This is a genomic window from Alteromonas sp. ALT199 (assembly GCF_018619335.1).
In the GTDB taxonomy this organism is placed as follows: Bacteria; Pseudomonadota; Gammaproteobacteria; order Enterobacterales; family Alteromonadaceae; genus Alteromonas.
Genome location: NZ_JAHHDX010000159.1, coordinates 22,898 through 44,013, shown reverse-complemented (window position 1 = coordinate 44,013; position 21,116 = coordinate 22,898). Strand labels below are relative to the sequence as shown.

The 21,116-nt window shown below is 43.1% G+C and carries 23 protein-coding genes; 8 read left to right on the top strand and 15 right to left on the bottom strand.

Annotated elements, in window-relative coordinates; translation table 11 throughout:
• Positions 1–127: 127 nt before the first annotated feature.
• The 4 genes from KL866_RS18055 to rpoE all read right to left on the bottom strand — a co-directional run bounded on the left by KL866_RS18055 (position 128) and on the right by rpoE (position 3,290).
• A complete protein-coding gene (locus KL866_RS18055) occupies positions 128–577 on the bottom strand; it encodes a SoxR reducing system RseC family protein (protein WP_025255850.1) in 450 nt (149 codons plus the stop codon).
• 50 nt (positions 578–627) lie between these two features.
• Complete coding sequence (locus tag KL866_RS18050; protein WP_025255851.1) at positions 628–1,815, bottom strand: MucB/RseB C-terminal domain-containing protein; 1,188 nt, start codon at positions 1,813–1,815, stop codon at positions 628–630.
• Between the two features lie 215 nt (positions 1,816–2,030).
• A complete protein-coding gene (locus KL866_RS18045) occupies positions 2,031–2,612 on the bottom strand; it encodes a sigma-E factor negative regulatory protein (RefSeq protein ID WP_025255852.1) in 582 nt (193 codons plus the stop codon).
• A gap of 99 nt (positions 2,613–2,711) precedes the next feature.
• Entirely contained in the window at positions 2,712–3,290 is a 579-nt protein-coding gene (rpoE, locus tag KL866_RS18040; RefSeq protein WP_012518957.1) for an RNA polymerase sigma factor RpoE, read from the bottom strand.
• Positions 3,291–3,487: 197 nt separating this feature from the next.
• On the opposite strand from rpoE, the gene nadB reads away from it, so the two are divergent.
• Complete coding sequence (gene nadB / locus KL866_RS18035) at positions 3,488–5,173, top strand: L-aspartate oxidase (RefSeq protein WP_025255853.1); 1,686 nt, start codon at positions 3,488–3,490, stop codon at positions 5,171–5,173.
• 220 nt (positions 5,174–5,393) lie between these two features.
• Here nadB and KL866_RS18030 read toward each other — a convergent pair whose 3' ends face one another.
• From KL866_RS18030 to KL866_RS18020, 3 genes are all read right to left on the bottom strand, one after another.
• A complete protein-coding gene (locus KL866_RS18030) occupies positions 5,394–6,266 on the bottom strand; it encodes a MaoC/PaaZ C-terminal domain-containing protein (protein ID WP_214996311.1) in 873 nt (290 codons plus the stop codon).
• 13 nt (positions 6,267–6,279) lie between these two features.
• Positions 6,280–6,717 (bottom strand): hypothetical protein, encoded by a 438-nt coding sequence (locus KL866_RS18025; protein WP_251140153.1) that lies wholly within the window; start codon positions 6,715–6,717, stop codon positions 6,280–6,282.
• A 73-nt stretch (positions 6,718–6,790) separates the two neighbouring features.
• Complete coding sequence (locus tag KL866_RS18020; RefSeq protein WP_025255855.1) at positions 6,791–7,042, bottom strand: succinate dehydrogenase assembly factor 2; 252 nt, start codon at positions 7,040–7,042, stop codon at positions 6,791–6,793.
• Positions 7,043–7,230: 188 nt separating this feature from the next.
• On the opposite strand from KL866_RS18020, the gene KL866_RS18015 reads away from it, so the two are divergent.
• Together KL866_RS18015 and KL866_RS18010 are read left to right on the top strand one after the other, a co-directional pair.
• On the top strand, positions 7,231–8,277 hold the full coding sequence (locus KL866_RS18015) for a folate-binding protein YgfZ (protein WP_025255856.1): 1,047 nt from the start codon (positions 7,231–7,233) through the stop codon (positions 8,275–8,277).
• Between the two features lie 64 nt (positions 8,278–8,341).
• Positions 8,342–8,857 (top strand): peptidylprolyl isomerase, encoded by a 516-nt coding sequence (locus KL866_RS18010; RefSeq protein ID WP_025255857.1) that lies wholly within the window; start codon positions 8,342–8,344, stop codon positions 8,855–8,857.
• A gap of 68 nt (positions 8,858–8,925) precedes the next feature.
• On the opposite strand, the gene KL866_RS18005 is transcribed toward KL866_RS18010, so the two are convergent.
• Together KL866_RS18005 and nadE are read right to left on the bottom strand one after the other, a co-directional pair.
• On the bottom strand, positions 8,926–9,264 hold the full coding sequence (locus KL866_RS18005) for a P-II family nitrogen regulator (RefSeq protein WP_012517511.1): 339 nt from the start codon (positions 9,262–9,264) through the stop codon (positions 8,926–8,928).
• Positions 9,265–9,266: 2 nt separating this feature from the next.
• A complete protein-coding gene (gene nadE / locus KL866_RS18000) occupies positions 9,267–10,103 on the bottom strand; it encodes an ammonia-dependent NAD(+) synthetase (RefSeq protein ID WP_214996309.1) in 837 nt (278 codons plus the stop codon).
• A gap of 457 nt (positions 10,104–10,560) precedes the next feature.
• Here nadE and KL866_RS17995 point away from each other — a divergent pair, with 457 nt between their 5' ends.
• Entirely contained in the window at positions 10,561–11,142 is a 582-nt protein-coding gene (locus tag KL866_RS17995; RefSeq protein WP_214996300.1) for a GspH/FimT family pseudopilin, read from the top strand.
• A gap of 9 nt (positions 11,143–11,151) precedes the next feature.
• Here the strand turns inward: KL866_RS17995 and KL866_RS17990 are convergent, their stop codons facing one another.
• Entirely contained in the window at positions 11,152–11,607 is a 456-nt protein-coding gene (locus KL866_RS17990) for a type IV pilin protein (protein ID WP_251140152.1), read from the bottom strand.
• A 78-nt stretch (positions 11,608–11,685) separates the two neighbouring features.
• Between KL866_RS17990 and KL866_RS17985 the strand changes: the two genes are divergently transcribed.
• Genes KL866_RS17985 through KL866_RS17970 form a run of 4 tightly spaced genes read left to right on the top strand, consistent with a single transcriptional unit; the run spans position 11,686 to position 14,128 of the window.
• On the top strand, positions 11,686–12,240 hold the full coding sequence (locus KL866_RS17985) for a prepilin-type N-terminal cleavage/methylation domain-containing protein (RefSeq protein WP_025255861.1): 555 nt from the start codon (positions 11,686–11,688) through the stop codon (positions 12,238–12,240).
• Positions 12,234–12,878, top strand: a complete 645-nt coding sequence (locus tag KL866_RS17980) for a potassium:proton antiporter (RefSeq protein ID WP_214996298.1) — start codon at positions 12,234–12,236, stop codon at positions 12,876–12,878. The genes KL866_RS17985 and KL866_RS17980 overlap by 7 nt, the downstream gene beginning before the upstream one ends.
• Entirely contained in the window at positions 12,868–13,800 is a 933-nt protein-coding gene (locus KL866_RS17975; protein ID WP_251140151.1) for a hypothetical protein, read from the top strand. The genes KL866_RS17980 and KL866_RS17975 overlap by 11 nt, the downstream gene beginning before the upstream one ends.
• The gene (locus KL866_RS17970; protein WP_251140150.1) at positions 13,787–14,128 is read left to right on the top strand and encodes a hypothetical protein; all 342 of its coding nucleotides are present in this window, start codon (positions 13,787–13,789) and stop codon (positions 14,126–14,128) included. The genes KL866_RS17975 and KL866_RS17970 overlap by 14 nt, the downstream gene beginning before the upstream one ends.
• A gap of 48 nt (positions 14,129–14,176) precedes the next feature.
• On the opposite strand, the gene KL866_RS17965 is transcribed toward KL866_RS17970, so the two are convergent.
• The 5 genes from KL866_RS17965 to pilV are packed head-to-tail and all read right to left on the bottom strand — an operon-like array spanning position 14,177 to position 20,784.
• The gene (locus KL866_RS17965; protein ID WP_214996296.1) at positions 14,177–14,641 is read right to left on the bottom strand and encodes a type IV pilin protein; all 465 of its coding nucleotides are present in this window, start codon (positions 14,639–14,641) and stop codon (positions 14,177–14,179) included.
• Between the two features lie 2 nt (positions 14,642–14,643).
• Complete coding sequence (locus tag KL866_RS17960; protein WP_214996294.1) at positions 14,644–18,711, bottom strand: PilC/PilY family type IV pilus protein; 4,068 nt, start codon at positions 18,709–18,711, stop codon at positions 14,644–14,646.
• 8 nt (positions 18,712–18,719) lie between these two features.
• Positions 18,720–19,283 carry a PilX N-terminal domain-containing pilus assembly protein gene (locus KL866_RS17955; protein WP_025255867.1) on the bottom strand — a complete coding sequence of 188 codons (564 nt, stop codon included), beginning with the start codon at positions 19,281–19,283 and terminating at the stop codon, positions 18,720–18,722.
• Positions 19,280–20,137, bottom strand: a complete 858-nt coding sequence (locus tag KL866_RS17950; RefSeq protein WP_214996292.1) for a PilW family protein — start codon at positions 20,135–20,137, stop codon at positions 19,280–19,282. Before KL866_RS17950 ends, KL866_RS17955 begins: the two co-directional genes overlap by 4 nt.
• A complete protein-coding gene (pilV, locus tag KL866_RS17945; protein ID WP_214996290.1) occupies positions 20,134–20,784 on the bottom strand; it encodes a type IV pilus modification protein PilV in 651 nt (216 codons plus the stop codon). Before pilV ends, KL866_RS17950 begins: the two co-directional genes overlap by 4 nt.
• Positions 20,785–21,116 lie beyond the last annotated feature (332 nt).

Genomic DNA, 21,116 nt, shown 5'->3' with positions numbered 1-21,116 from the left:
ACCTAACTTAACTTTTGCCATCCAATCTGAAATTTAAAGCTTCTCACGGCTTCTTGCTACGGGCTTTAGTAAAGTTTTCAACCCAGTAATTAAGCCTTAAGCTCTTTATTATATTCCAGCGTTTCACTCAACTGTGGTTTTGTTGACCTAGTAATACAGGTTGGTATTTTGTGCGCTCTACACGGTGTAGTTTGTATGCTATAAGCTTATAAACAAAGAAGGTTATTAAAGCACTGGGAAGCATAGGCCATAATTCATGGGTAAAGCCGGAACTGATAAGTAATGAGGTTGACGCTAAATATGCCCCAATAAACGCTATAAGCGGCAACAAATACAACCATGCCGATGCACTTAAAATACCCGCTTCGGGAATACCAACTGTTACCTGCTGTCCAACACGAACAGGCACGGGAGTACGCAACGTCAATTGCTGAGTTTTAGGGGCAATAGCACGAGAAATAACACCTGTGCCACAATCACTTTGAGCCTGACATGCATTACAGGTTGATTTAATTGCCGCTTCTACTGTAACCGTATCACCGTCAACGGCAACTACGGTGGCTGTTTCTTTTATCATCGTGAATACAATACGTTGTGATTAATTTATATAGCCAAGAGTTTACGTCACTATTCGGTTGCATTGGTAATTGGCCTTAAGGACGTAGCAATAGCGTTGGCAGTTTGTAGAGGAATTTCACCCACCACGGTTACCTGAGCTTTCCCGTCAGTTAGTGTCAGAAATGTACTGACTTCATTTCGTAGCGCAAGCGGTTCACCTAACGCATCTTCCGCTGGCTGAACATAAACGGATACATCCACAAGACCGTCAGAGAAAAGTTTATATTCCACAACCTGACCTGTTAAGGCCAACCGTCTTGTATCTTGTTTGATTTCTCGCATTCCAGAGGGTAAATAAGTGACATCCCATTTATGCGAACGGCTAGGCGCGTTGCTCAACGCCATTGGTGCTGGTAACGATGCAGTGTTTATTTTTGAAAAGTACTCGGCAGGTTCAGGGGATATTGAGAATGCGGTGACCTGAATTTGTTCCAATAGCGCACCTTGTAAATCAAGCATATTTAGTTTTAGTAGCATTCCAGACGATTCATCAAGCCATAGCTGATAACCAAACCGCGTGTTATCTCGGCTAACTATTCGAATTTGCTGAGATGAGCGCCCTGCCACTCTCGCTCTTCCTACAGCTACAAACTCATAGGCTTCAGCAAGTTGTTCAGGATGGTAAACTAAAACATTGGGAATTGGCCCGTTGATATGCTTAGAACGCAAACTGTAAGGTTGGACATCGGGTTCAAACACACTTACCACATCATTAACGCGAATAAGCTCTCTGCCTGGCCCATTTTGAAGGTTTAACTGTTCAAGCTCAGAGCCATCTTCCATTATTCCGTGACGCCATAGGTAAGGAACGGTTTCTTTTCCTGCTACCGTTTGCACAAAAGACACTTGATAATTGGCATTAGTAATAATATTTTGAAGCTCTGCAAGCCACTGGTTTGCTGACTGAGGCTGCGATAGTTCAGGCGTAAATTGCTCTTCTAGAGCACGCTTGCCTTGCTTTTGATTATCGTATTCTTGTTCAGATTCTTCCGGCTTTGAGTTTTCCTGCTGAGCAAGCGCTTTGTCTGGAACTAAATTGGCTTGTGATTCACTATTTCCACCATTGGTCGTGTGAGCAGGTGCACTAGAAATTGTTGTATTTTTCGCTTCTTGCTCAAAAGAAGCAGATTGGGCATGTGTCGGCTGAATAGCCGAGCCCGTAATGAAAAAAAGTGCAAAGATAGAACTACAGCGCATTTTTCCCCGCCCTTAAAACAAACATACCAGCAGTATATGCTGGTATGATTAAAATATGAAACCGCGTTTGAATTGCAATATAAAGCACTTGAACACGGTTTTATTTGAATTCGCTTTGCATAATGACAGCGCATTCGCTGATTAAAATCATTACCGTTTGGCCGGTTTCTAATTTAAATCTATCGAATGCACCACCGATTTAATGCGGAGTCAAACTACGGACGCTCAGGGCCGTCAGCTTCACCCTTGCTTTCGTCTTCTTGCGCCTGCTTAAGCTTAACTTGCTGCTCGTGGTCCGCAATAAGCGCATTAATTTTACGTTTTTTCTCAAGCATCTCATTCATGTCGTTACGAGGTAACGTTCGGGTTTGCTCCAAACTAACTGGAGACAACCCACCCTGAGGTGCAATAGTCGGCGCTGTCATAAATGGCTCGGTAGGCGCTTCTTGATTGGTGTACTGGACACCAAAAATAACTGCCACTGCCACAGACGCAGCTACTGCAAACTGGCCTGACTGCTTCGCAAACGGAACAACGTTGCCAATTAATGGGATCGACTGCCAACGCGAGCGTTTAGGTGCGACTATAGCTGGCTCGTTTTCAAGCGCAGCTGCTACGCTTGCGGTGATGTCCAACTGAGGAGCAACGCTTGCCTCTTTTCGCATTGCACCGCGATACACGTGGTAACGTTGCCATTTGGCTTGAAGCGCTTCATCTTGCTTAATAGCATCGATGATGTCATTGCCTTCTATCTCACCATCCATGAATGCGGACAATTTTTCTTGCTGTTGCGTCATATATTCATTTCCAGATCAAAGTGATCGTTAACTACCCTAACACAGCTGTTAGTCATCGTAGAAAAAAGAAAGTTCATCTTTTTTTGATTTTATTTCTTTTTAATTTTCTAACAACGGTTGAATAACTTTATCAATCGCCTCACGAGCCCTAAAAATACGGGATCTTACCGTACCAACGGGACACGACATAACGTTCGCGATTTCCTCATAGCTCAACCCTTCAATTTCACGCAGCGTAATCGCCATGCGCAAATCATCCGGTAGCTTTTCCACTACCTTAAATAGCGTTTCTTCGATTTCCTCAGATAATAAGCTTCGCTCAGGTGTAGATTGCTCTTTTAATGCATCACTACCTTCGTAGAAGTCAGCTTCGTCAGCATCAACATCGCTTGCGGGTGGCTTGCGACCTTGAGATACAAGATAGTTCTTGGCACTGTTTACCGCAATGCGATAAAGCCAAGTATAAAATGCACTGTCGCCACGAAAATTAGGTAAAGCGCGGTATGCTTTAATGAACGCTTCTTGCGTTACATCAGCAACGTCACCGGTGTTTTTCACATAGCGAGAAACGAGATGCATTACCTTGTGTTGATAACGAGTTACCAACAAATTGAACGCATTTTTATCGCCACGCTGTACTTTTTCGACCAGTTGTTGGTCGGTTATCTGCTCGCTCATTCGAGCCATTACTCCCTACTTCAACTACACAATAGCTCTAACAAGCATGTGTATAGACGCGTTCTTTTTACAAAAGTTCTGTAAAAGCATTAAATTTTTTAAAAAATGCTTATCTCAGCGGGTAAGAATGATTGTGTTTTACGATTCATCCTTTAGACTTGCCGAACCTTTGCTCGTTTGAATTGATATAAAAATACATGAAATCTGTATCGTCTTCACTAACTTCCACATCAAACGCAATAGAACATCGTTGTGATGTATTGATTATTGGGAGTGGCGCGGCAGGATTAAGCTTAGCACTTAAGCTTGCCGACCATTGCCAGGTTATTGTACTAAGTAAAAGTGATCGCAATGAAGGCTCTACGCGCTACGCACAAGGTGGTATTGCTGCAGTTTTTGATGAACAAGACTCCATAGACGCTCACGTTAAAGACACACTAGCAGCAGGCGCAGGGCTTTGCGAAGAGTCCGCCGTAAGGTTTACTGCAGAACGAGCAAAAGCATCACTTGAGTGGCTCATCGGCTACGGCGTGCCTTTTGATACAGAAAAAAGTGAATCTGGTGAGGAACGCTTTCACCTTACCCGAGAAGGTGGACACAGCCACCGGCGTATTTTGCATGCCGCTGACGCCACAGGCGAAGCACTTCAAATAACGCTTAATGACGCCGTGTCAACGCATCCCAATATCCACGTGTTTGAGCGCTATAACGCCATTGACCTTATTCCTTCAAAAGAAGAGAAGAACAGCGTAGTTGGGGCGTATGTGTGGAACAGACAACAAGAACACGTAGAAGTAATTCGCGCACCTTTCGTTGCGTTAGCAACCGGTGGTGGCAGCAAAGTATATCAATATACATCTAACCCAGACGTATCGAGCGGCGACGGAATTGCTATGGCTTGGCGCGCGGGTTGCCGTGTAGCCAATATGGAATTCAACCAATTCCACCCAACCTGCTTATTCCACCCGCAGGCACGTAATTTTTTAATTACTGAAGCGCTACGCGGAGAAGGCGCGAACCTTTGCCATGCCGATGGCACCCGTTTTATGCACAAATTTGACGAGCGTGGCGATTTGGCTCCCCGTGACGTAGTAGCCCGAGCTATTGACTATGAAATGAAGCGTTTGGGTGCTGACTGTATGTATTTAGATATTAGTCACAAACCTGCTGATTTTATCGTTAAACACTTCCCTAACATTTATCGCAAGTGCCGTTCTCTTGGTATAGATATTACCCGCGAGCCTATTCCAGTAGTGCCAGCTGCCCACTATAGCTGCGGCGGGGTAATGACCGACTTCAACGCTAAAACAGATTTGAATAATGTCTACGCTATCGGTGAAGTGGCTTACACGGGTTTACACGGTGCTAATCGTATGGCTTCTAACTCTTTGCTTGAGTGCGTGGTATTTGCCAGTGCTGCAGCAGAAGATATTATTAAAAACCTACCAAGTGCAGATTGTGAAGAATCTATTGCTGCTTGGGATGAAAGCCAAGTCTCCAACTCAGATGAAGAAGTAATCATTCAGCATAATTGGCATGAGCTTAGACTGTTTATGTGGGATTATGTAGGGATTGTACGCACTGATAAACGTCTTGAGCGTGCTATGCGCCGCATTAAACTGCTAGAGCAAGAGATAACTGAATACTACTCGCACTTCCGTGTAAGCAACAATCTACTAGAGCTTCGAAATCTTGTTACCGTTGCCGAACTTATTGTGCGATGCGCTATGGGGCGAAAAGAAAGCAGAGGGCTACATTTTAATTTGGATCATCCGGCACAGGTAGATAGCCCCGTACCGACAATTCTTATTCCAAGAAAACAGCTATCAGGTGCTGACGTAGGTTCATTAATTACACAAGATAGCTTTACTGATGCTGACTAACCTATAGGTTAAAGTTTCTGGGAAAAACATAGAAACACGTAAACTAGAGAAACACCCTCTGTAAACACTCAGTTTACGTTGAAAGTGTTCTAAAGTACCTGCTGCAATGAATAATAAAGAACAAAAAAAGAGAGCATAACAGTATGCTCTCTTTTTTATTTTTCTAGCATTCGCAGCCTAATAGACTTCAATGACAAATCTTCACAAACCGCTCTTTTGACTACACCTTTTCAAAACTCAAACTCGCAGATAAGTGCACAAGGCTATCGTTACTATCGGTGACGTCTAACAATACACTGTTGTCAGTTTTACAGTGTTGTTGAATATGAATATCATTAGGCAAGAAAACCGGCTTTTTAAAGCGACAGCTAACTTCTTTCACTACTGAGGTTTGGACATTCTCTTGATGACTCACAAACGCCGAAACTGCGCGTGATAATGTCCACATACCATGTGCTATTGGCTGTTTAAATCCAAAGGCTTTGGCAGAGATCGCTGACAAGTGAATAGGGTTATAGTCACCCGACATCTTTGCATAGCGCCGACCTGTATCGGCTAGGGCACTTATTTCACCAATTAGTGCCCTATCCTCTAAATCACAATCATCATGTAAGTCAATTTTCGCGCTAAGTGGTGCTACATGAACAGCCTTCACTTTCACCAAGTAACTACTTATTGCTTTATAAACTAGGTTCCCAGACTGAAGTGCTTCTAACATGATATCCACTTCCCACCCGCGATTATGAGGTCTCACCTCGTGAAAGCGCACACGACATTCGAATGGCTCACTCAAATCACAATGATCTGACACAGATATTTTGTTAGCAGCGTGAATTAACCCTAGCAAGGGAAATGGACTTTGTTTGTCAAGTAAGCACTGCATTTGCAATGGTAAAGAAAGCATTTGTAAATAAAGAGGATGAGCGTGCTCACTTGCCGGCCAGTCGACTTCTTGGCAAAAAGCAGCATAATGCATGTTGTCAATATTAAGCGTTTTAGTATATATGCGTTGAGGCAGCGTAGGCGGTTTAAACTGCATAAGTTGCCTAGCATCAACGCGTTTGAACAACGCTTTGGTATACTCACGAATCATCTATTTAATTCCTTTAATGCATTGCTTTTCGGGCCAAGATAATGGCTCTAGATAATCGGCGATAGTCTGCCTCGCAGCATTCACCCTTTAAGATCCAAGCTAAATGGCTATTGTCTCTTTCAAACCATTTACGTTTCTGGCGCAGCACATTAATGCATAGCCCCCATGTAAAAAGCTGAGAAGAATGATGAATTTTCATCGCTGTGCCGTAAGCCAGAGCATCAACTAAAAGGCTACGATTCGACATATTAGTTGAAGGGGTGCCGCTGTTGTTAACAAAACGAATAATACCATCGCTCGTCAAAGAAAAAGCATATTCAGTAACAGAAAACTTGTTACTAAACGCGTCATTAAGACGCCAGCAAATCGCTAGCGCCGAAGCAGCAACAACAATCGCTAACATTGTTGGATAGCTCAACCAAGACCATACATATTGAGGGAGGTTGCTCATTACCACTATAAAACAGACAGCAACACACCCGTCCCCCATTAATCTTCTAAACCTATTATGGGTAACGCAAACTCTATACTTTGACACGATTGACGATAGTCGCAACCATAGCGGCTAGTTCAGGATCTTCACATTTCTGATGCCCCATAATCCACGCAAATAGATCGGGATCATCACTGGTGAGCAAGCGTTCGAATGTTTCCTGTTCCTCATAACTAAGAGAATCAAAGGCTTCTTCCACAAAAGGAAGTAAAAGTACGTCTAACTCTAGCATGCCTCTGCGGCATGCCCACTTTAATCGGGCTAATCTTTTTGGTTCAAACATATATCTTTTTTACCGTTTTTTATTCGCTGATAATAATACCATGCCCAAAGCAAGGTGATCACTGCTCTTTTGGTCGGATAGACAAACTAAATAGAACTTAATCTTCACCTATTAGTGCGCATTGCCCTTGAATATTGATGGTTTTACCATACCTTGAGTACATACAGCGAATTTTCTACGTGGTAAATATGACATCTATCGCATCATTACAAAGCCTTCCAAGTGAGTTTATGGTTCAACTTTCAGATACCATGATTATTTCACTAGAAGGGGAACAAGCGGACAGTTACTTGCAGGGGCAAATTACGGTCAATGTTAACAAGCTTGACGAAAATACAGCACGGCATTTCGCCCATTGCGATAACAAAGGAAAAACCTGGTCAACAGGGTATGTAACGCGTCATTTAACTAAGTTACTAATGGTTACGAATGAAGATGCGGGCAGCCACTCATTAGCACAGCTAAATAAATACGGGGTGTTCTCTAAAGTCGATATTATTGATGACACCCAATTATACCGTGCTTTTTTCATTTCATTAGATGCTGCTAAAGCTGATGAGGTGAATACTACGTTAAGCCAGCTTTTCTCCAGTGATGATTTAAAACGACTGCTTGAGAGCGATAGTTCAGACACAGTCTCGCTTCAAAAAATTGAAAGTGAGTACGGCGTTGCGTTTTTTGCCGATACCACCAGCAAGGGGATTATTGTTCTTGTAGATGAAAATGGCGGCAAACAAATAAATAAATTAGCGGAGACGCAAGCTGTAAATTGCTACTCCCAAGTTGTTTTTGACGCCATTCAAATAGAAAGCGTACACGCTCTAGTGCAAGGAGATGCGGTGACCGAGTACGTGCCACAGATGATTAATGTACACGCGCTCAACGGCATCGATTTCGATAAAGGCTGCTATATGGGGCAAGAAGTGGTTGCAAGAACACGCTTCTTAGGTAAAAACAAACGTGCTGCCTACAGCTTTAAGCTTGAAGAAAAAGTAGATATCACACCTGGTGACACCCTTGAAAAGCAGTTAGGAGAAAATTGGCGTATAGCGGGCAAAGTACTGAATGTTGCGTCGCTCGGTAATGAAACTTGGTTTATTGCTGTGTTAAATAACGATACCACCACCGAAGATTTACACAGACTGGCTGATAATAACGCCATTACCTGTTACCCTAATAGCTTGCCGTACAGTATTGAGCAACAAGCAAGCAATATTGTGAAAAAACGTCGATAAGCAGTTTTTACTGTATTCATTTATTGCCCTTCTTTTTATCAATAGGGCCAAGATAGGATTTGTTATGACAATTACTTCTGACAGCGTTGTAACGCTACACTACACCGTATCTACCGAAGACGGCACAACGCTAGACTCTTCAGAAGGGAAAGCACCGCTAGTTGTATTATTAGGTCGTCGCTTCTTAATTGAAGGACTAGAAGATTCACTTATCGGTAAATCTAAAGAAGATAGCTTCAACGTTTCTGTAACCCCTGAAAAAGCCTACGGCGAACGTGTTGATGAGCTAGTGCAAACTGTTCCTCGTTCAATGTTCGACGGTATGGACGTTGAAGTGGGTATGTCCTTCCGCGCGAATACTCCGCAAGGTGAGCAGTCGGTAATTATCATCGAAACAACTGATGAAGAAGTTGTTGTTGATGGTAACCATCCGCTAGCCGGTATCCCGTTAACATTTGATGTAACAGTTGTTGACGTGCGTGATGCGACGAAAGAAGAACTTGAGCACGGTCATGTGCACCAAGAAGAAAGCAGCTGCTGTGACCCGAAAACAGGTGAGTGCTCGGAAGATAAGCACTAAATTTGGGTTAAAAAGTACCGAAAAAGGGAGCCAACGGCTCCCTTTTTTATGCGCTATAAAATCAGGTTTTAAATAGCGTCTTCGTTTTGTTCACCAGTACGAATACGCACAGCGCTTTCAACACTATAAACGAATATTTTACCATCGCCTATTTTGCCCGTTTTAGCAGAGGACTGAATGGCTTCTACCGCTTGCTCAACGCGGTCATCGTCTAGCACAAGTTCAATTTTGATCTTAGGTAGGAAGTCTACTTGATATTCAGCTCCGCGATAAAGTTCAGTGTGGCCTTTTTGGCGACCGAATCCTTTAACCTCTGATACTGTCATCCCTGCGATACCGACTTCAGCTAGCGCTTCCCTAACATCGTCCATTTTGAACGGTTTAATGATAGCTTCAATTTTTTTCATGACTACAACTCATCGTAAATTGTTGGAATTGGTACACGCTTATGCTGTGTACGCTCATAAATATAGAGCAATTTCTCTTCCACTTCTGCAGAAACAGGCTTGCCTTCCAAAAAGTCATCGATTTGGTCGTAAGACATGCCTAGCGCTTGCTCGTCAGCTTTTTGCGGCGACAAGCTTTCTAAATCAGCGGTTGGCGCTTTGGTGATTACATTATGCGGTGCACCTAAATGGGCTGCGACTGCACGTACTTGGCGCTTACTTAGGCCAAACAAAGGCGCTAAATCGCACGCTCCATCGCCGTATTTGGTATAGAACCCTGTAATATTTTCAGCCGAGTGGTCTGTACCTAACACAAGGCCATCCACCATTCCCGCAATGTCGTATTGAATAACCATACGGGTACGCGCTTTAACATTACCTTTTACAAAGTCTTGTTTCGCATGGCTTTCAGGAAGAAGGTTGGCATTAGCAAGCGCTTGTGAAGTAGAGGCGTGAATTGCGTCTGCGCCTGGTTTAACGTTCACTGCTAGCGAATGGGAGGGCTGAATAAAATCGATAGATTTTTGCGCATCTTCTTCGTCAACTTGGGTGTCGTAAGGCAAGCGAACCGCAATGAACTGATAGTTTTCATGATGTTCGTCATTTAGCTCGTTCACTGCTAACTGTGCTAAGCGACCCAACGTACATGAATCAATTCCCCCACTAATACCCAGTACCAGCGAATTCAAACCTGAAGTAAGCAACTGTTTTTTGATAAAAGAGACTCGACGTGCAACTTCATATTCGACGTCAATTTCAGGCAGCACTTTCATTTCATCAATAACTGCTTGTTTTTGCATTGTAATATCCACGTATTTTTGAGGCGTCCTGGAACTCGATTCTACGACAATATCACGTCAGATGTTAGTGGTATCCTCGCATCTATTTGATTTACCTTGCACTTGCTGTACAACAGAAAGTGCAAAGGAACTTTATTTTATTGTTTTTAAGCGTAGGCACCGATTGTGTGAAATAGTTAACCGTAAGGCGTATGGTCAACTATTCGATATCACGGTAAAACATACCTTAGCTACTGTATTTTAGTTTACCCTAAAAAATGGGCCAGTAATGTATATTTATCGCGTAGTATCGTTACATCGAAGACAGAATAAAAAAGTAAATTGAAGGTGAACAAGTTTTTTGCTCAAAGCAGCCCTAGAGGCTTAGACACCCTAAGAGCAACAATTTTACCAGCGGTTTGTATGGCGCGACTCATAAGTAAAAATTTAGAAAAATTCGGAAAATAGCAGTCTCACAATGATAAGAACAAGATTAAAAATATATCCAAAAGCACTTGTTAATCAAAAAGGGCTTACGCTGCTGGAAATGCTGGTTGCCGTTGCCGTGCTTGCCATTATTCTTACAACTGTGGCGCCCAGTATACAAAGCATTCTAATCAAAAATAGAATCACTTCAGATTTAAATAATTTAAGTGCAGTGGCGCAGCGCGCCAGATTCACCGCTGTCGATGAACAAGCGAGCGTAGTCTTATGCCCAACAGAAAATTACACTGCATGCACAAGTAGCTGGAAGAAGGCAAAAATGGTGTTTGTTGACGCTAACGGGAATGGTAGTCGCGATAGTAGCGAGACACTAATTGTTGCAAGTGATCCGCTAAATTCAGCAAACGCTATTTATGGGATAACAGGGAGTTTAGTATTTGATGAGCAAGGTGGTATAGATAAGGCCGCCACAATTACGCTGTGTCCAAAGGATAATGATACCGATTATGCATCTGCCCTATTACTCTCGCTGTACGGCAGAATCTCGGTGGCTGTAGACAGCAATGGCGATGGAACGAAAGAAGACCTAAATGGCGATGCGTTAGCCTGTAGTTAATTGCCGTAGTTAGAGCTCACACTTACTGGCCGATGTTAGTATACGCAGTTGATAGGCAGGGATTTTTACGTTACTACCAGCACCCTTTTGGGGCCAAAGACGTTTCACTAATTTTATAATCCTACAACTGTCATTTTGCTTTTTAAACAATAGCGTAGCTGCCACTTCATATTCACCACTTTGACTCATCGTTTGTACAATACTGACTTTGTCGATATTAGCTTGAGGCAGAGCAGTTAACGGTAAATAAACACCTGACTCTAACCAACTTCTTGACTGCATTGACTGTATTGATAACAAGTACGCTTTAACTTGATTTACTTGGCTTAACTGCCAACTTGAAATTATCGCTGTTGTACTAACTAAACTTAATACACTAACAATAACCAGCACAGTTAATGCCTCAACTAGCGTAAATCCAGCCTTAGAAATTCGATTTTCTAACCCAATGCCATTCCCTTCCATAGTACAGCTTTCTCTTGTTAAGTTTTTCAGTACATTAAGCCTATCAATTTAGCTCTAGCACTATTACTGGACTTACGCATGGCTTTTCCCAAGGGAAAAATTAAAAAAAGAAAAGATAATGGGTACAAGCGCGCAAAAGGCATGTCGCTCATTGAGTTACTTATCGTAATATGTCTTACAAGTATATTGTCGGTAAGCGCGGTTCCGTCATTTCAAACGTGGCTAGAACAAAACGATTTCAAGCATTTCTCTTCGCAATTAGCCAACTCTGCAAAGCAAGCGCGTATTTATGCGCTAACCCAAAAAAAGCCCTATTACCTAATCACAAAATTTGAACATGCGAGTTGCGTAATAATCAGTGACGATGAAAACTGCACCTGTTCAACATACCCAAACTGCGCGGTAAATAACGCCGCGTTTTGGGAAATCCCGGCAAAATGGAACTCAAAGCTAACAACATTAAACGCCAAAGACAAAACCGTAGCCTTCAATCAACACGGTACACTTAATTTCGGCAGCGCCACCACGTTTAAGCTGTCCAGTCATCATTTTGATGCAAAAGTCACCATTAGTCCTCTGGGTCGCGTGAAGTTATGTAGCGAGCAACGCATTACAGGTATCACGCTATGCTAGCCTTTCCAAATACTTTAAACGGCTTAAATACAAATAAAATTGGTGGCTATAGTATTACAGAGCTTATGGTGGCCTGCACTTTATCGGGCATACTGATAGCAGCACTAACGACCTACAGTGTACAGTCTCACGTTAGCTTATCGTCACTACAACATGCTACCGCAATAGAAGAAGACGCCCGAGCACTACAAGATACTATTTCGCGGCATTTAAGCAGAGCAGGATTTATTGAAAACAGCAGCACGCTTACGCCGTTTTTAACTCTTGCTAGTACCAGCTATTCACTGCAAAACGTGACTCTTGGACACCGAGCTGGTGAAACACCTAATAGCTGCATTACGTTTTCCTATGATAAAAACCGCAGCGGCGTCATTTCTGCGGCGCAGGACGAACTGTTTGGGTACCGACTACACGATAAGTCAATTGAATATAGAGTTGGAGGAAAAACCTGTGCGCAAGGTGGATGGTTTGACTTGACCGACCCAAATACTGTCGAAGTGACCCAATTTGCTGTAAACGCATTGCACAAAAATAGCTGGGGCGCGGCTTATGAAATTAACATAAGCCTACAGAGTCTGATAAACCCAAATGTAGTAACAAATAAAACGTTCGTGGTGGAGACGGTTAATGAGAGATAAAGAGAAAGTAAAATGGAAATCTATTACCTCATACACACAAATTTTTAAGTGTAAGCCTTACTTTTTAAAAGCGAAGCAACAAGGTATGGCGGTCCTAGCCATTGTCGCCATACTACTGAGTGTGGTGACTTTTACGACCATAACTACTTCGCAAAATGTTCAGCAATACTATGCCATACAGAAAGTCAGACAAGATACAGTAAGCTCTCACTCAATATTAAAAAATCACCTTAAAGAGGTGGCGACGGCACTTCGAACGCAAAGCGTTTCAACGGCACTAAACACATCAAATAAGCCCTTTATATCAACCACAGTACATGAAGAAAGCCTAAAGGGTGCTGGACAGCAGCTTCTCACCCACTACGAAGTAAGCGTTTCTCACAATGCAGAAAACATTAAATATAAAGCTAGTTTTCTTCGCTACCCTGCCCTTTTTAGGCTGCCCACCGCAGCTCAGCTATTTTCATGGGATAACCAGCTAACACAATGGTTGTTTAATCGTAGTGTGCCCGAGCTAAGTGCAGCATTTTTTCCAAAAAGTGTGACAGCTTCTCATTGCTACAACTTGGTAGATGCCAGCGTCTATTGGATAAATGGTGACTGCGTTTTAGCCGGTAGTGACCTAACACATACATCAAGTTTAGCGCCTGCCTTGTTAATTGTGGTAGATGGAGACCTTACTTTAAGTACGAATACCCATTTTTTTGGGCTAATCATCATGCTCTCCACAACCAGTGCTACTCATGAACTTCATCTGGCACATTCAAGTTCAATTAAAGGCGCATTTGTATCTAACACTCAGTTACAAAAGCAAATTTATGGCCTATTGACGCCTTCAGCGCAAGTACTTAGCAATCTACAAGCTAGCACTCAAATGGCAAAAATAATCCCTGTTCCAGGAACCTGGTATGACATCAATTAAAAAGCTGCAACAAAGAGAATTCAAAAGCGTATTGGCAGTTACGCCCTTTACTGCACGTAAAAATGATAGCTCAAACTCTCCCCCATGCATTGCATGTAACGGCGGAGTGTTAATAGAGGTACTCATTGCCCTTTTTATTTTCATGACCTCTAGTACTTATCTACTTTCAAGCGAAATTAAAACACGGGTGCTTTGGCAGGCAACGTTAAAGTCACAAGGCGAACAAATACAATTGTTAAATACTGCGAAATTGGCTCTCACGCAAGATAACGTAGAGCAACGCTGGGAGGATATAGCCGTATTTGGTATTCCAACCATCACACCTTAGCGCGTTATATTTTGCTAAGGTGCAATAATGAGGTGCACTAGTTAAATATTAACAAGACCAGCAAAACTCACTGGAATCAAGAGAGCCATTATTGTTTTTGTCCCACCCTTTTCTTCCATCGCTAAAGTAAAACAAGGTTCCATCTGCCGCTTGACCTGAACCCGTTACAGGGGTTGCCCTCAATTCATAATCGGTCGCACTTGCAGATTGAATAGTTAAATTATAACGACGGTTTGCCGCTGGTTCAGAAGACGGAGAGTGCGTTGAGAAAATTGAAGGTGCCCCCGTGTCGCCGCCACTAGCCCCAGCACCTTTGTAACTAAAAGAGCCACTGTGATGACGCTCCATTGCGGACGCTAAGCCTAGTAAATCTGCCTGACCTGTACCGCGATAGCCATCAGCAATAACGCCCTGATACGACGGATAGGCAATGGCGGCGATTATTCCAACAATAGCCACCACAATCATAAGTTCAATAAGTGAAAAGCCCCTCAAGTGCATTTTTACCTTCATTATCATTCCCTTTCTGTTTCTGAATGCCAACTACCGCGCTGAATACGTTCAAATCTTCCGTATATATTTTCAGCCAAACATTCAAATGCGCTGGCACAGGCTACGTCATTACCGTCTTCATCGACTTCTATTACTGCCGACACACACTCAGTCCCTAAACATACAACAGGGCTAACAATATCTTCTATGAGTATTTTGGTTTCAGGTGCAATCCCCGTTTGCTTCAAGTCGGTTGTGCGGTCATCAGCATTTACATCACCGTCATTGTTAACATCGGTCACAGCATTCCCATTGAACATACTGACGAGATACGCACGACTGTTGCCGGTAGGTGGTGCACAGGCGCTGGTACTACTAACAGCAGGAACATAAGTAGTAAAAAACACCTTGTAATCTATGATCAACGGTGACGAAAGTACTTTTTCACCATTCGTTGTTAAGTTCAAATACCATCCATCTTTATTGGCAAACGCAGCCGCAGCTAGCGCACGCTCACTTTCATCACTACTATTTAGTGCGTGACTGGTCGCGTTATACATTTTGCTCTCAGTCACAGTCGTCATATAAGTGAAATTGCCACTTGCATCCCGATTAAATACGCCAGTATCTTTAAGCATATAGAAATTATCTTCTACTACCGTATCTAGTGGAGATGCTCGCCATCCGCTACCTAGCGCAACGGCATAGTACAATTCATCACCTAATGCGATTTCAGATACATCCGGACCATAGTAAAAGCGACGATTGGTTTCTTCAGTATCACCACCGAAATCAGCAATACGCGCACCTTTTATAAAATCAGCGCCAGATTTACCGTTGTAGATGTCTAGGCGAAATAGCTGGCCGCCCGTGTCAGCAACATACATATGGTCAGCTTGTCCGTCGTTATCTCTATCAATTACAGAAATTCGCCCCGGAATACTGTAGGTCATATTAGTCAAATTAAGGTCAGAATCGGCGTTACTTGCATGCCATAACAAACTTCCAGTATCAGCATCGAACATGTAAATAGCATTGCCAACTACATCATTAGCTCTTAACGAACGATCATCCTGAGCATCATCGTACCCGCCACCAACAATCATTACATTTTTTACTTGGCCACCCATGTTTACTTCGGTAATGGTAGGTCTTGACCAGGTTTGACCAAGCTTACTTAGCTCCCCTTCACCACCTGTCAGTTGAAACTTAAGCTTAGGAGAGTCTTTAGCGGTGACATCAAATACATAATAGTTTCTACCGCCTCTACGCATGCCTACATAAAGATACTTTTTGTCATCTACAGTCCTTAGGACCATATCACCATCCAGCCCATATTCATGGTCTAACGATGGGGTATCTTTATAGAAGTGGTGTAAATTTTGTAGTAGCTCTTTTGGCATTATGGCAAAGTTCTCTTCGCCTGTAGCTGTATCAAACGAATGAAGCATGCCTTGGTTAGTCGCGACAAATATGGCCGAGTCGTTATTACCGTAATTAACGATAATAGGCTGCGAATGAATAGGGTCGCCCATTTGGGTTCTATAGTCACTTGTACTACCGTCACCATTACTGTCTTTCACATCGACACCACGTGCCCATTTTAATATCGCTTCTCTCAAATCACTGGCATCAGTTTCACTTTGAATAGCTAAATCTGCGGTAGTGATTGATGAGTTGTCTTCATGAAGGGCGTTATCTTCATCCACAATCGCCCCTACGCCGTCAAACACATAAACATTGCGGTTTATTCCCAATCGGCTTGCGGCACCACCCTCGCTCACCTCACTTCCATCAGCAAGTGTCGACCAGTAGCTATGCGAATTTTCAGCAAAGAAGCCTGTTTCACTATCCACCGCAGTATGACTATTCTTATCGAGAATTTCGTCTCCACTTAACCGGTAGCGCTTTAGGTTGCCAGGCCATATTGCACCTTCACTCGGTTTAAATAGTGCGAAGTAGAGCTCATCTAAGTGAGTAAGGCGATTTAGCTGGTTCACCGCAACACCAGGAGAGACAAATGTTGCATTCACGTCTTTTACAGAGCGTAAAATGGTGTTGAAAGCTTCGAGCAATTCGGTGCTGTTGTCTGCTTGGTAAAAGCCGCCACCACTTTGCAAAGCGAGTTGATTAAGGAAATTATTGGCCGTGTTGTTCGCCGCGAAACCTATTGTGTGCGTTATCACTCTCGGACCAATTACTGATGTAGAGGTATCGCTAATGTTTCTTACTAGATCTAGGCCGCATTTTTCACCACCACTACCTGTACAGCTTTCACCTAATAGGGTCTGAATTTTAGAAACACTATGGTTGTTGTTTGCCTCACCATCAGAGAGCAATACAATATGATTGTTGGTTTGGCACTGTAAGTCAGACACAGGTGAGATGTACGTTGCAGGGGTTGGAATTTGCTCGGTAATACAATCACTGTCAGATAAATTATCTTCTGTACACCCTGACGGTAAAATTGAGTCTGCGCCTATATAAGAACTACGATGACTTACCCTAGTGCTTTTTCTAACGGAGCTACTAACGCCATTCTCGCCACGTTTACGGCCGTAATCAACGCTTCGACCTCCGTAGTAGTTTGTAGCTTCTAACAGCGTATCAACAATGGGAGTAAACCCGTTTGCGCTCAACTCGTCAATCTTACTTATTAAGTGTTCACGTACCGATGCTGTTGCGCCTGGCGTCGCTGCTCCATTAAATTTAACAACGAGCTTCGGTGCCTTAGACGGCGAGTTGTAGGTGTGCGCACCTCGGTATGAGGCAAAATCGTCCATTACAAATGCCATATCATTGCCTGACTGCCAGCCTGAACGGTCGACTATTTGCTTAACTATACTGCTTATATCAGGCGTTCGATAAGTATTATTATTGTAAAAATCAGGCATTGACCAAGTAATACCTGATGTTTTTGGCAAATTCCTTAAACGATAGCGCTGGTTTGGATAGAAGTCTGACGCGTCATCGTTAGCTACACCGCGTATTCGCATACTCGGATTCCCGGTGGTTCTTGTGCTATAGGCAGTGAACTCTAAATATGCTTCAGCTACCTCTGCACCCTGTGGAATATTCACATTCCTAAAACGAACGCCGATGTAATCATTGTAAGAAGAGCTAAAGGTAAGCTCACTACCTGTAGCGGGGTACCCATTAGTACTTTCCTCAGAGTTATCTTTCGAGTTACCAACCTGATAAATCCCCTCACCTTGCACGCAGCCTGTCGCTGTAGAATCATCGTAAGACACAACTAATTGTGGCGCACCGCTTTGCCCTACATCACTAGCCCTTACTTCTCGCCCACTAGCAGTATCCGAACTTGAGCCCTCAATTAGAATGTTTATATTTTTTCCGCCACACCATGCAGATAAGTCAACAACCTCTTGTATGACCTCACTGATATCTGGCGTGGTAATGATCTCGCCTGAAGCGGGAAAGCTGTTGTCGGTTAGCCATTCAACATTTGCTGCTGTTTTTGTTCGTACACTGAGATTGTTATTGCTCGAGGAAAATTTGGTGCTCGATGCGGATGCTTCCGCTGAAAACACGAGAGAAGTCCCAGCTACGTTAAACCTTTCTGAAGTAAAGCGAATATTCGCACTGACAATAGTAGCCCCTTGAGGAATATTTAATTCAGTAAAACGCAAACCCGAAGTCACAGTTTGAGTGCCACTACTTAATAGCAAGTCATTACTTTCAGTGGTCACACTTCCATTTATCTCATGGGCATCGTGATCTTCATCGTTCGTCGAAATAACAATCTCGGGGCGTACTGACTCATCAACATTGCGAATTGGATAAAGAATTGGCCCCCCATAATCGGAGAAGCGCATTAGCCCGGCATTGATATTTGTGGCGGAACGAAGGGCGTCTTTGAGCGCGTTTTGGACTCGCAGCATTCTTGTTTGGCTGGTGTTATCGTAAGACCCCATACTACCTGATGAGTCCATGATAAAGAGTACATTTGGGTTATATGTAACCGCACTGCTAGAATTTCCTAGATATATATCAAGGTCATCGCCAAAAGCAGAAAAGCCAATGCAGCTAAATAGCGTAATCGAAGCAAGGTAATTAGTTATTTTTTTCATTGTGATACCTACTGTGAAGCTGGGCCAAAAACGGATGCAGCTAAGCTATTGGCTACAACTGTGGACTTCCCCGCAACTTTTCCGCAGCCTCTAATAATAAATACATGGCAGTTAACATTACTTCCACCTATAACGTTGCTCGAGCCTCGACATGCTTGCTCACGAATAAATGCCGTGCGAGACCAGCTTTTTGAAGATGCAGCGCTTTGATATGTACCATCTATTACGTGTCTCTCACCAACAGTCAAGCCGCCTTCGGTCATATACCTATCGGTCCATTGAGCATTGTCGAAACAGCTCATCGTATCTAACTCTGGGTCAAATTCATTACCTTGTCTTGCTTCAGAAAGTGGGTCAGTTTTAGTTGCATCAGTAAGCAGCATTTCATCTTCTGATTCAAAGAACACGCCTGCAATTGCCGCTTCAGCAGCATCGAAAGCTAAACCACTTTGTTGCATAGATACCGCCATTTTAGATTGCGAGAGACTGCTGGTAACCGCGCTTACGCCTAAAACAGTAATGGAAAGCAAAACAAGTAGCGCGAATACCATGACTAATCCTTGTTGTTTCATTGAGAACTCCTGACAAAATTTTTCATATTTCTTAGCGCTAGTGTCTTTGAGAAGACTTGATAATAGTGAGCCGTATCCATAGTTTTTGACGCTTCATTTAAAAGCGTATATTTTTGTGACTGGGTTTGCCTCACTTCATTTTGATAGCTTTTAAGCATAATAGCCCAGCGTAATGACACTACCTGTTGATTGAGCGATCTTAGGTTTTCAATATCATTGGCTGTTACATAAGTCACAGCTTGACCATTTGAGCTTGTAATCACGTCTGATACGCCAAACTGCACTTGAAAGCTTTCAATGTTGTCTAGCAGAGTAATTGTTTTGGGAGCTACAGATTGTGCTTTCAGCCCCCGAAGGACACGCCCATCGTAACCTGTGCATTTTAGCGCACTGCCACTCACAAAATAGTGATTAACAACGTGAAACTCGCGGCCTCCATAACCGTGCTGGTTGCCGGTGCAATCTTCATTATTTAAAAGACTTACAACAAGTTTATCGCTGCCACCGCTGTTAGTTTGCACACTCCCTAAAGTGTTGTTGGTAGGGAAATCACCGGCTACGGCAATTGGATGATTTTCAACATAGGCGGCTTCGGCAACGATATCCACAGACGTATCAACATCTGCTACAATTTGATCATAACGGCCAACTTCATAGAACTCTGCAGACAATCGAGCCATAATAAATCGCCCTGATTCTTGAACTTGAGCAACCGCTTGATTTAGCTTGTTGGTTACACTTGAACTAACTAAAACTTGAATTACTGCGCCAGAAATAACCAAGCCAAGAGTCAAAGTAATCATTAACTCTACGAGTGAAAAACCATGCTGCTTGCGCTGATAACGGCTGATCATAACGTAATGTCCTTAAATACACAGGCGTTGCTGTCTCCATCGGCTTTATTGCATCGCGAGTTCAGATTGTATTGTTGGTTGCCGGCTGATGACACAGGCCACATAAGCAAAACTTCAACACGGGAACCAGGACTACAGCTGTAGGTGTCGGCGGTATTGCTATCATCACAGGTTACCGACACGGTGGTTTGAGGGTTGGTTTGTACCGCAGAGCAAGATAGCGCCCAGCCGTCGTATTTGGCCATTTGAGCCTCGCTACACGTTTGTCCTTCACAGTTAGGGATGTCAGCAGGCCTAGTTAAACAGCAGCCATAATAGGGTTGAGAGGAGCTTGAGCAACTTAAACCTGAAAAATTATAGGTTGTGTCTGCGAAATAGTCGTTGTTTGCCACCATGCCATCGCCAATAGTCGCTGGACGAGCTGCGGCGCGTAATCTCTCTGCTACTTGCGCAGCTACCATTTCCGCCTGCGTTCGGCTAATAGCATCTTTGTTAGCAAAAGAGCCAGTAAATTGTAATGCAGCAACCCCTAGCAAACCTACCGCTAAAATAAATAGAGTGATTAAGATCTCTATAAGACCCACACCGCGCTGTGTGTAGATAGTGCATCCTTTCACTTGGTTTATCGCCACCGTTTTAACTCTCATCACTTTTGCCAAACCCCAAACATAACAATGGGTGTTATCACCAATTTAGTATAGTAAGACAAAAATGTATTACACTGGGTATCATTGGTTATTAAAACGTATAATTTTTAGCTACCTTTTTAGGTTGTAAACTTATGTTGTAATCAAGACAGACCCGTTAAATTGCAAACAACCACAGGTCGACAGTAGGACACATCAAATGCTCAGTGTTGCAAAGCCAGTAGGCATCACACCAAATCACCATCGCGCCGTGTGCATAAAAAAGTACAGTTGAATTCTATACCTTGCCCGATTTCTTCAATTTACGAGTAGCTAAATCTCGTTTCGACTTA

Coding starts and splice junctions, on each gene's coding strand:
- KL866_RS17970 (WP_251140150.1), top strand. CDS start 13,787: ATGACATCAATTAAAAAGCTGCAACAAAGAGAATTCAAAAGCGTATTG.
- KL866_RS18005 (WP_012517511.1), bottom strand. CDS start 9,264: ATGAAAAAAATTGAAGCTATCATTAAACCGTTCAAAATGGACGATGTT.
- pilV (WP_214996290.1), bottom strand. CDS start 20,784: ATGAGAGTTAAAACGGTGGCGATAAACCAAGTGAAAGGATGCACTATC.
- KL866_RS17995 (WP_214996300.1), top strand. CDS start 10,561: ATGATAAGAACAAGATTAAAAATATATCCAAAAGCACTTGTTAATCAA.
- KL866_RS18025 (WP_251140153.1), bottom strand. CDS start 6,717: ATGAGCAACCTCCCTCAATATGTATGGTCTTGGTTGAGCTATCCAACA.
- KL866_RS18010 (WP_025255857.1), top strand. CDS start 8,342: ATGACAATTACTTCTGACAGCGTTGTAACGCTACACTACACCGTATCT.
- KL866_RS17980 (WP_214996298.1), top strand. CDS start 12,234: ATGCTAGCCTTTCCAAATACTTTAAACGGCTTAAATACAAATAAAATT.
- KL866_RS18020 (WP_025255855.1), bottom strand. CDS start 7,042: ATGTTTGAACCAAAAAGATTAGCCCGATTAAAGTGGGCATGCCGCAGA.
- nadE (WP_214996309.1), bottom strand. CDS start 10,103: ATGCAAAAACAAGCAGTTATTGATGAAATGAAAGTGCTGCCTGAAATT.
- KL866_RS17990 (WP_251140152.1), bottom strand. CDS start 11,607: ATGGAAGGGAATGGCATTGGGTTAGAAAATCGAATTTCTAAGGCTGGA.
- KL866_RS18015 (WP_025255856.1), top strand. CDS start 7,231: ATGACATCTATCGCATCATTACAAAGCCTTCCAAGTGAGTTTATGGTT.
- KL866_RS18050 (WP_025255851.1), bottom strand. CDS start 1,815: ATGCGCTGTAGTTCTATCTTTGCACTTTTTTTCATTACGGGCTCGGCT.
- rpoE (WP_012518957.1), bottom strand. CDS start 3,290: ATGAGCGAGCAGATAACCGACCAACAACTGGTCGAAAAAGTACAGCGT.
- KL866_RS18055 (WP_025255850.1), bottom strand. CDS start 577: ATGATAAAAGAAACAGCCACCGTAGTTGCCGTTGACGGTGATACGGTT.
- KL866_RS18045 (WP_025255852.1), bottom strand. CDS start 2,612: ATGACGCAACAGCAAGAAAAATTGTCCGCATTCATGGATGGTGAGATA.
- KL866_RS18030 (WP_214996311.1), bottom strand. CDS start 6,266: ATGATTCGTGAGTATACCAAAGCGTTGTTCAAACGCGTTGATGCTAGG.
- KL866_RS17975 (WP_251140151.1), top strand. CDS start 12,868: ATGAGAGATAAAGAGAAAGTAAAATGGAAATCTATTACCTCATACACA.
- KL866_RS17960 (WP_214996294.1), bottom strand. CDS start 18,711: ATGAAAAAAATAACTAATTACCTTGCTTCGATTACGCTATTTAGCTGC.
- KL866_RS17955 (WP_025255867.1), bottom strand. CDS start 19,283: ATGAAACAACAAGGATTAGTCATGGTATTCGCGCTACTTGTTTTGCTT.
- nadB (WP_025255853.1), top strand. CDS start 3,488: ATGAAATCTGTATCGTCTTCACTAACTTCCACATCAAACGCAATAGAA.
- KL866_RS17985 (WP_025255861.1), top strand. CDS start 11,686: ATGGCTTTTCCCAAGGGAAAAATTAAAAAAAGAAAAGATAATGGGTAC.
- KL866_RS17950 (WP_214996292.1), bottom strand. CDS start 20,137: ATGATCAGCCGTTATCAGCGCAAGCAGCATGGTTTTTCACTCGTAGAG.
- KL866_RS17965 (WP_214996296.1), bottom strand. CDS start 14,641: ATGAAGGTAAAAATGCACTTGAGGGGCTTTTCACTTATTGAACTTATG.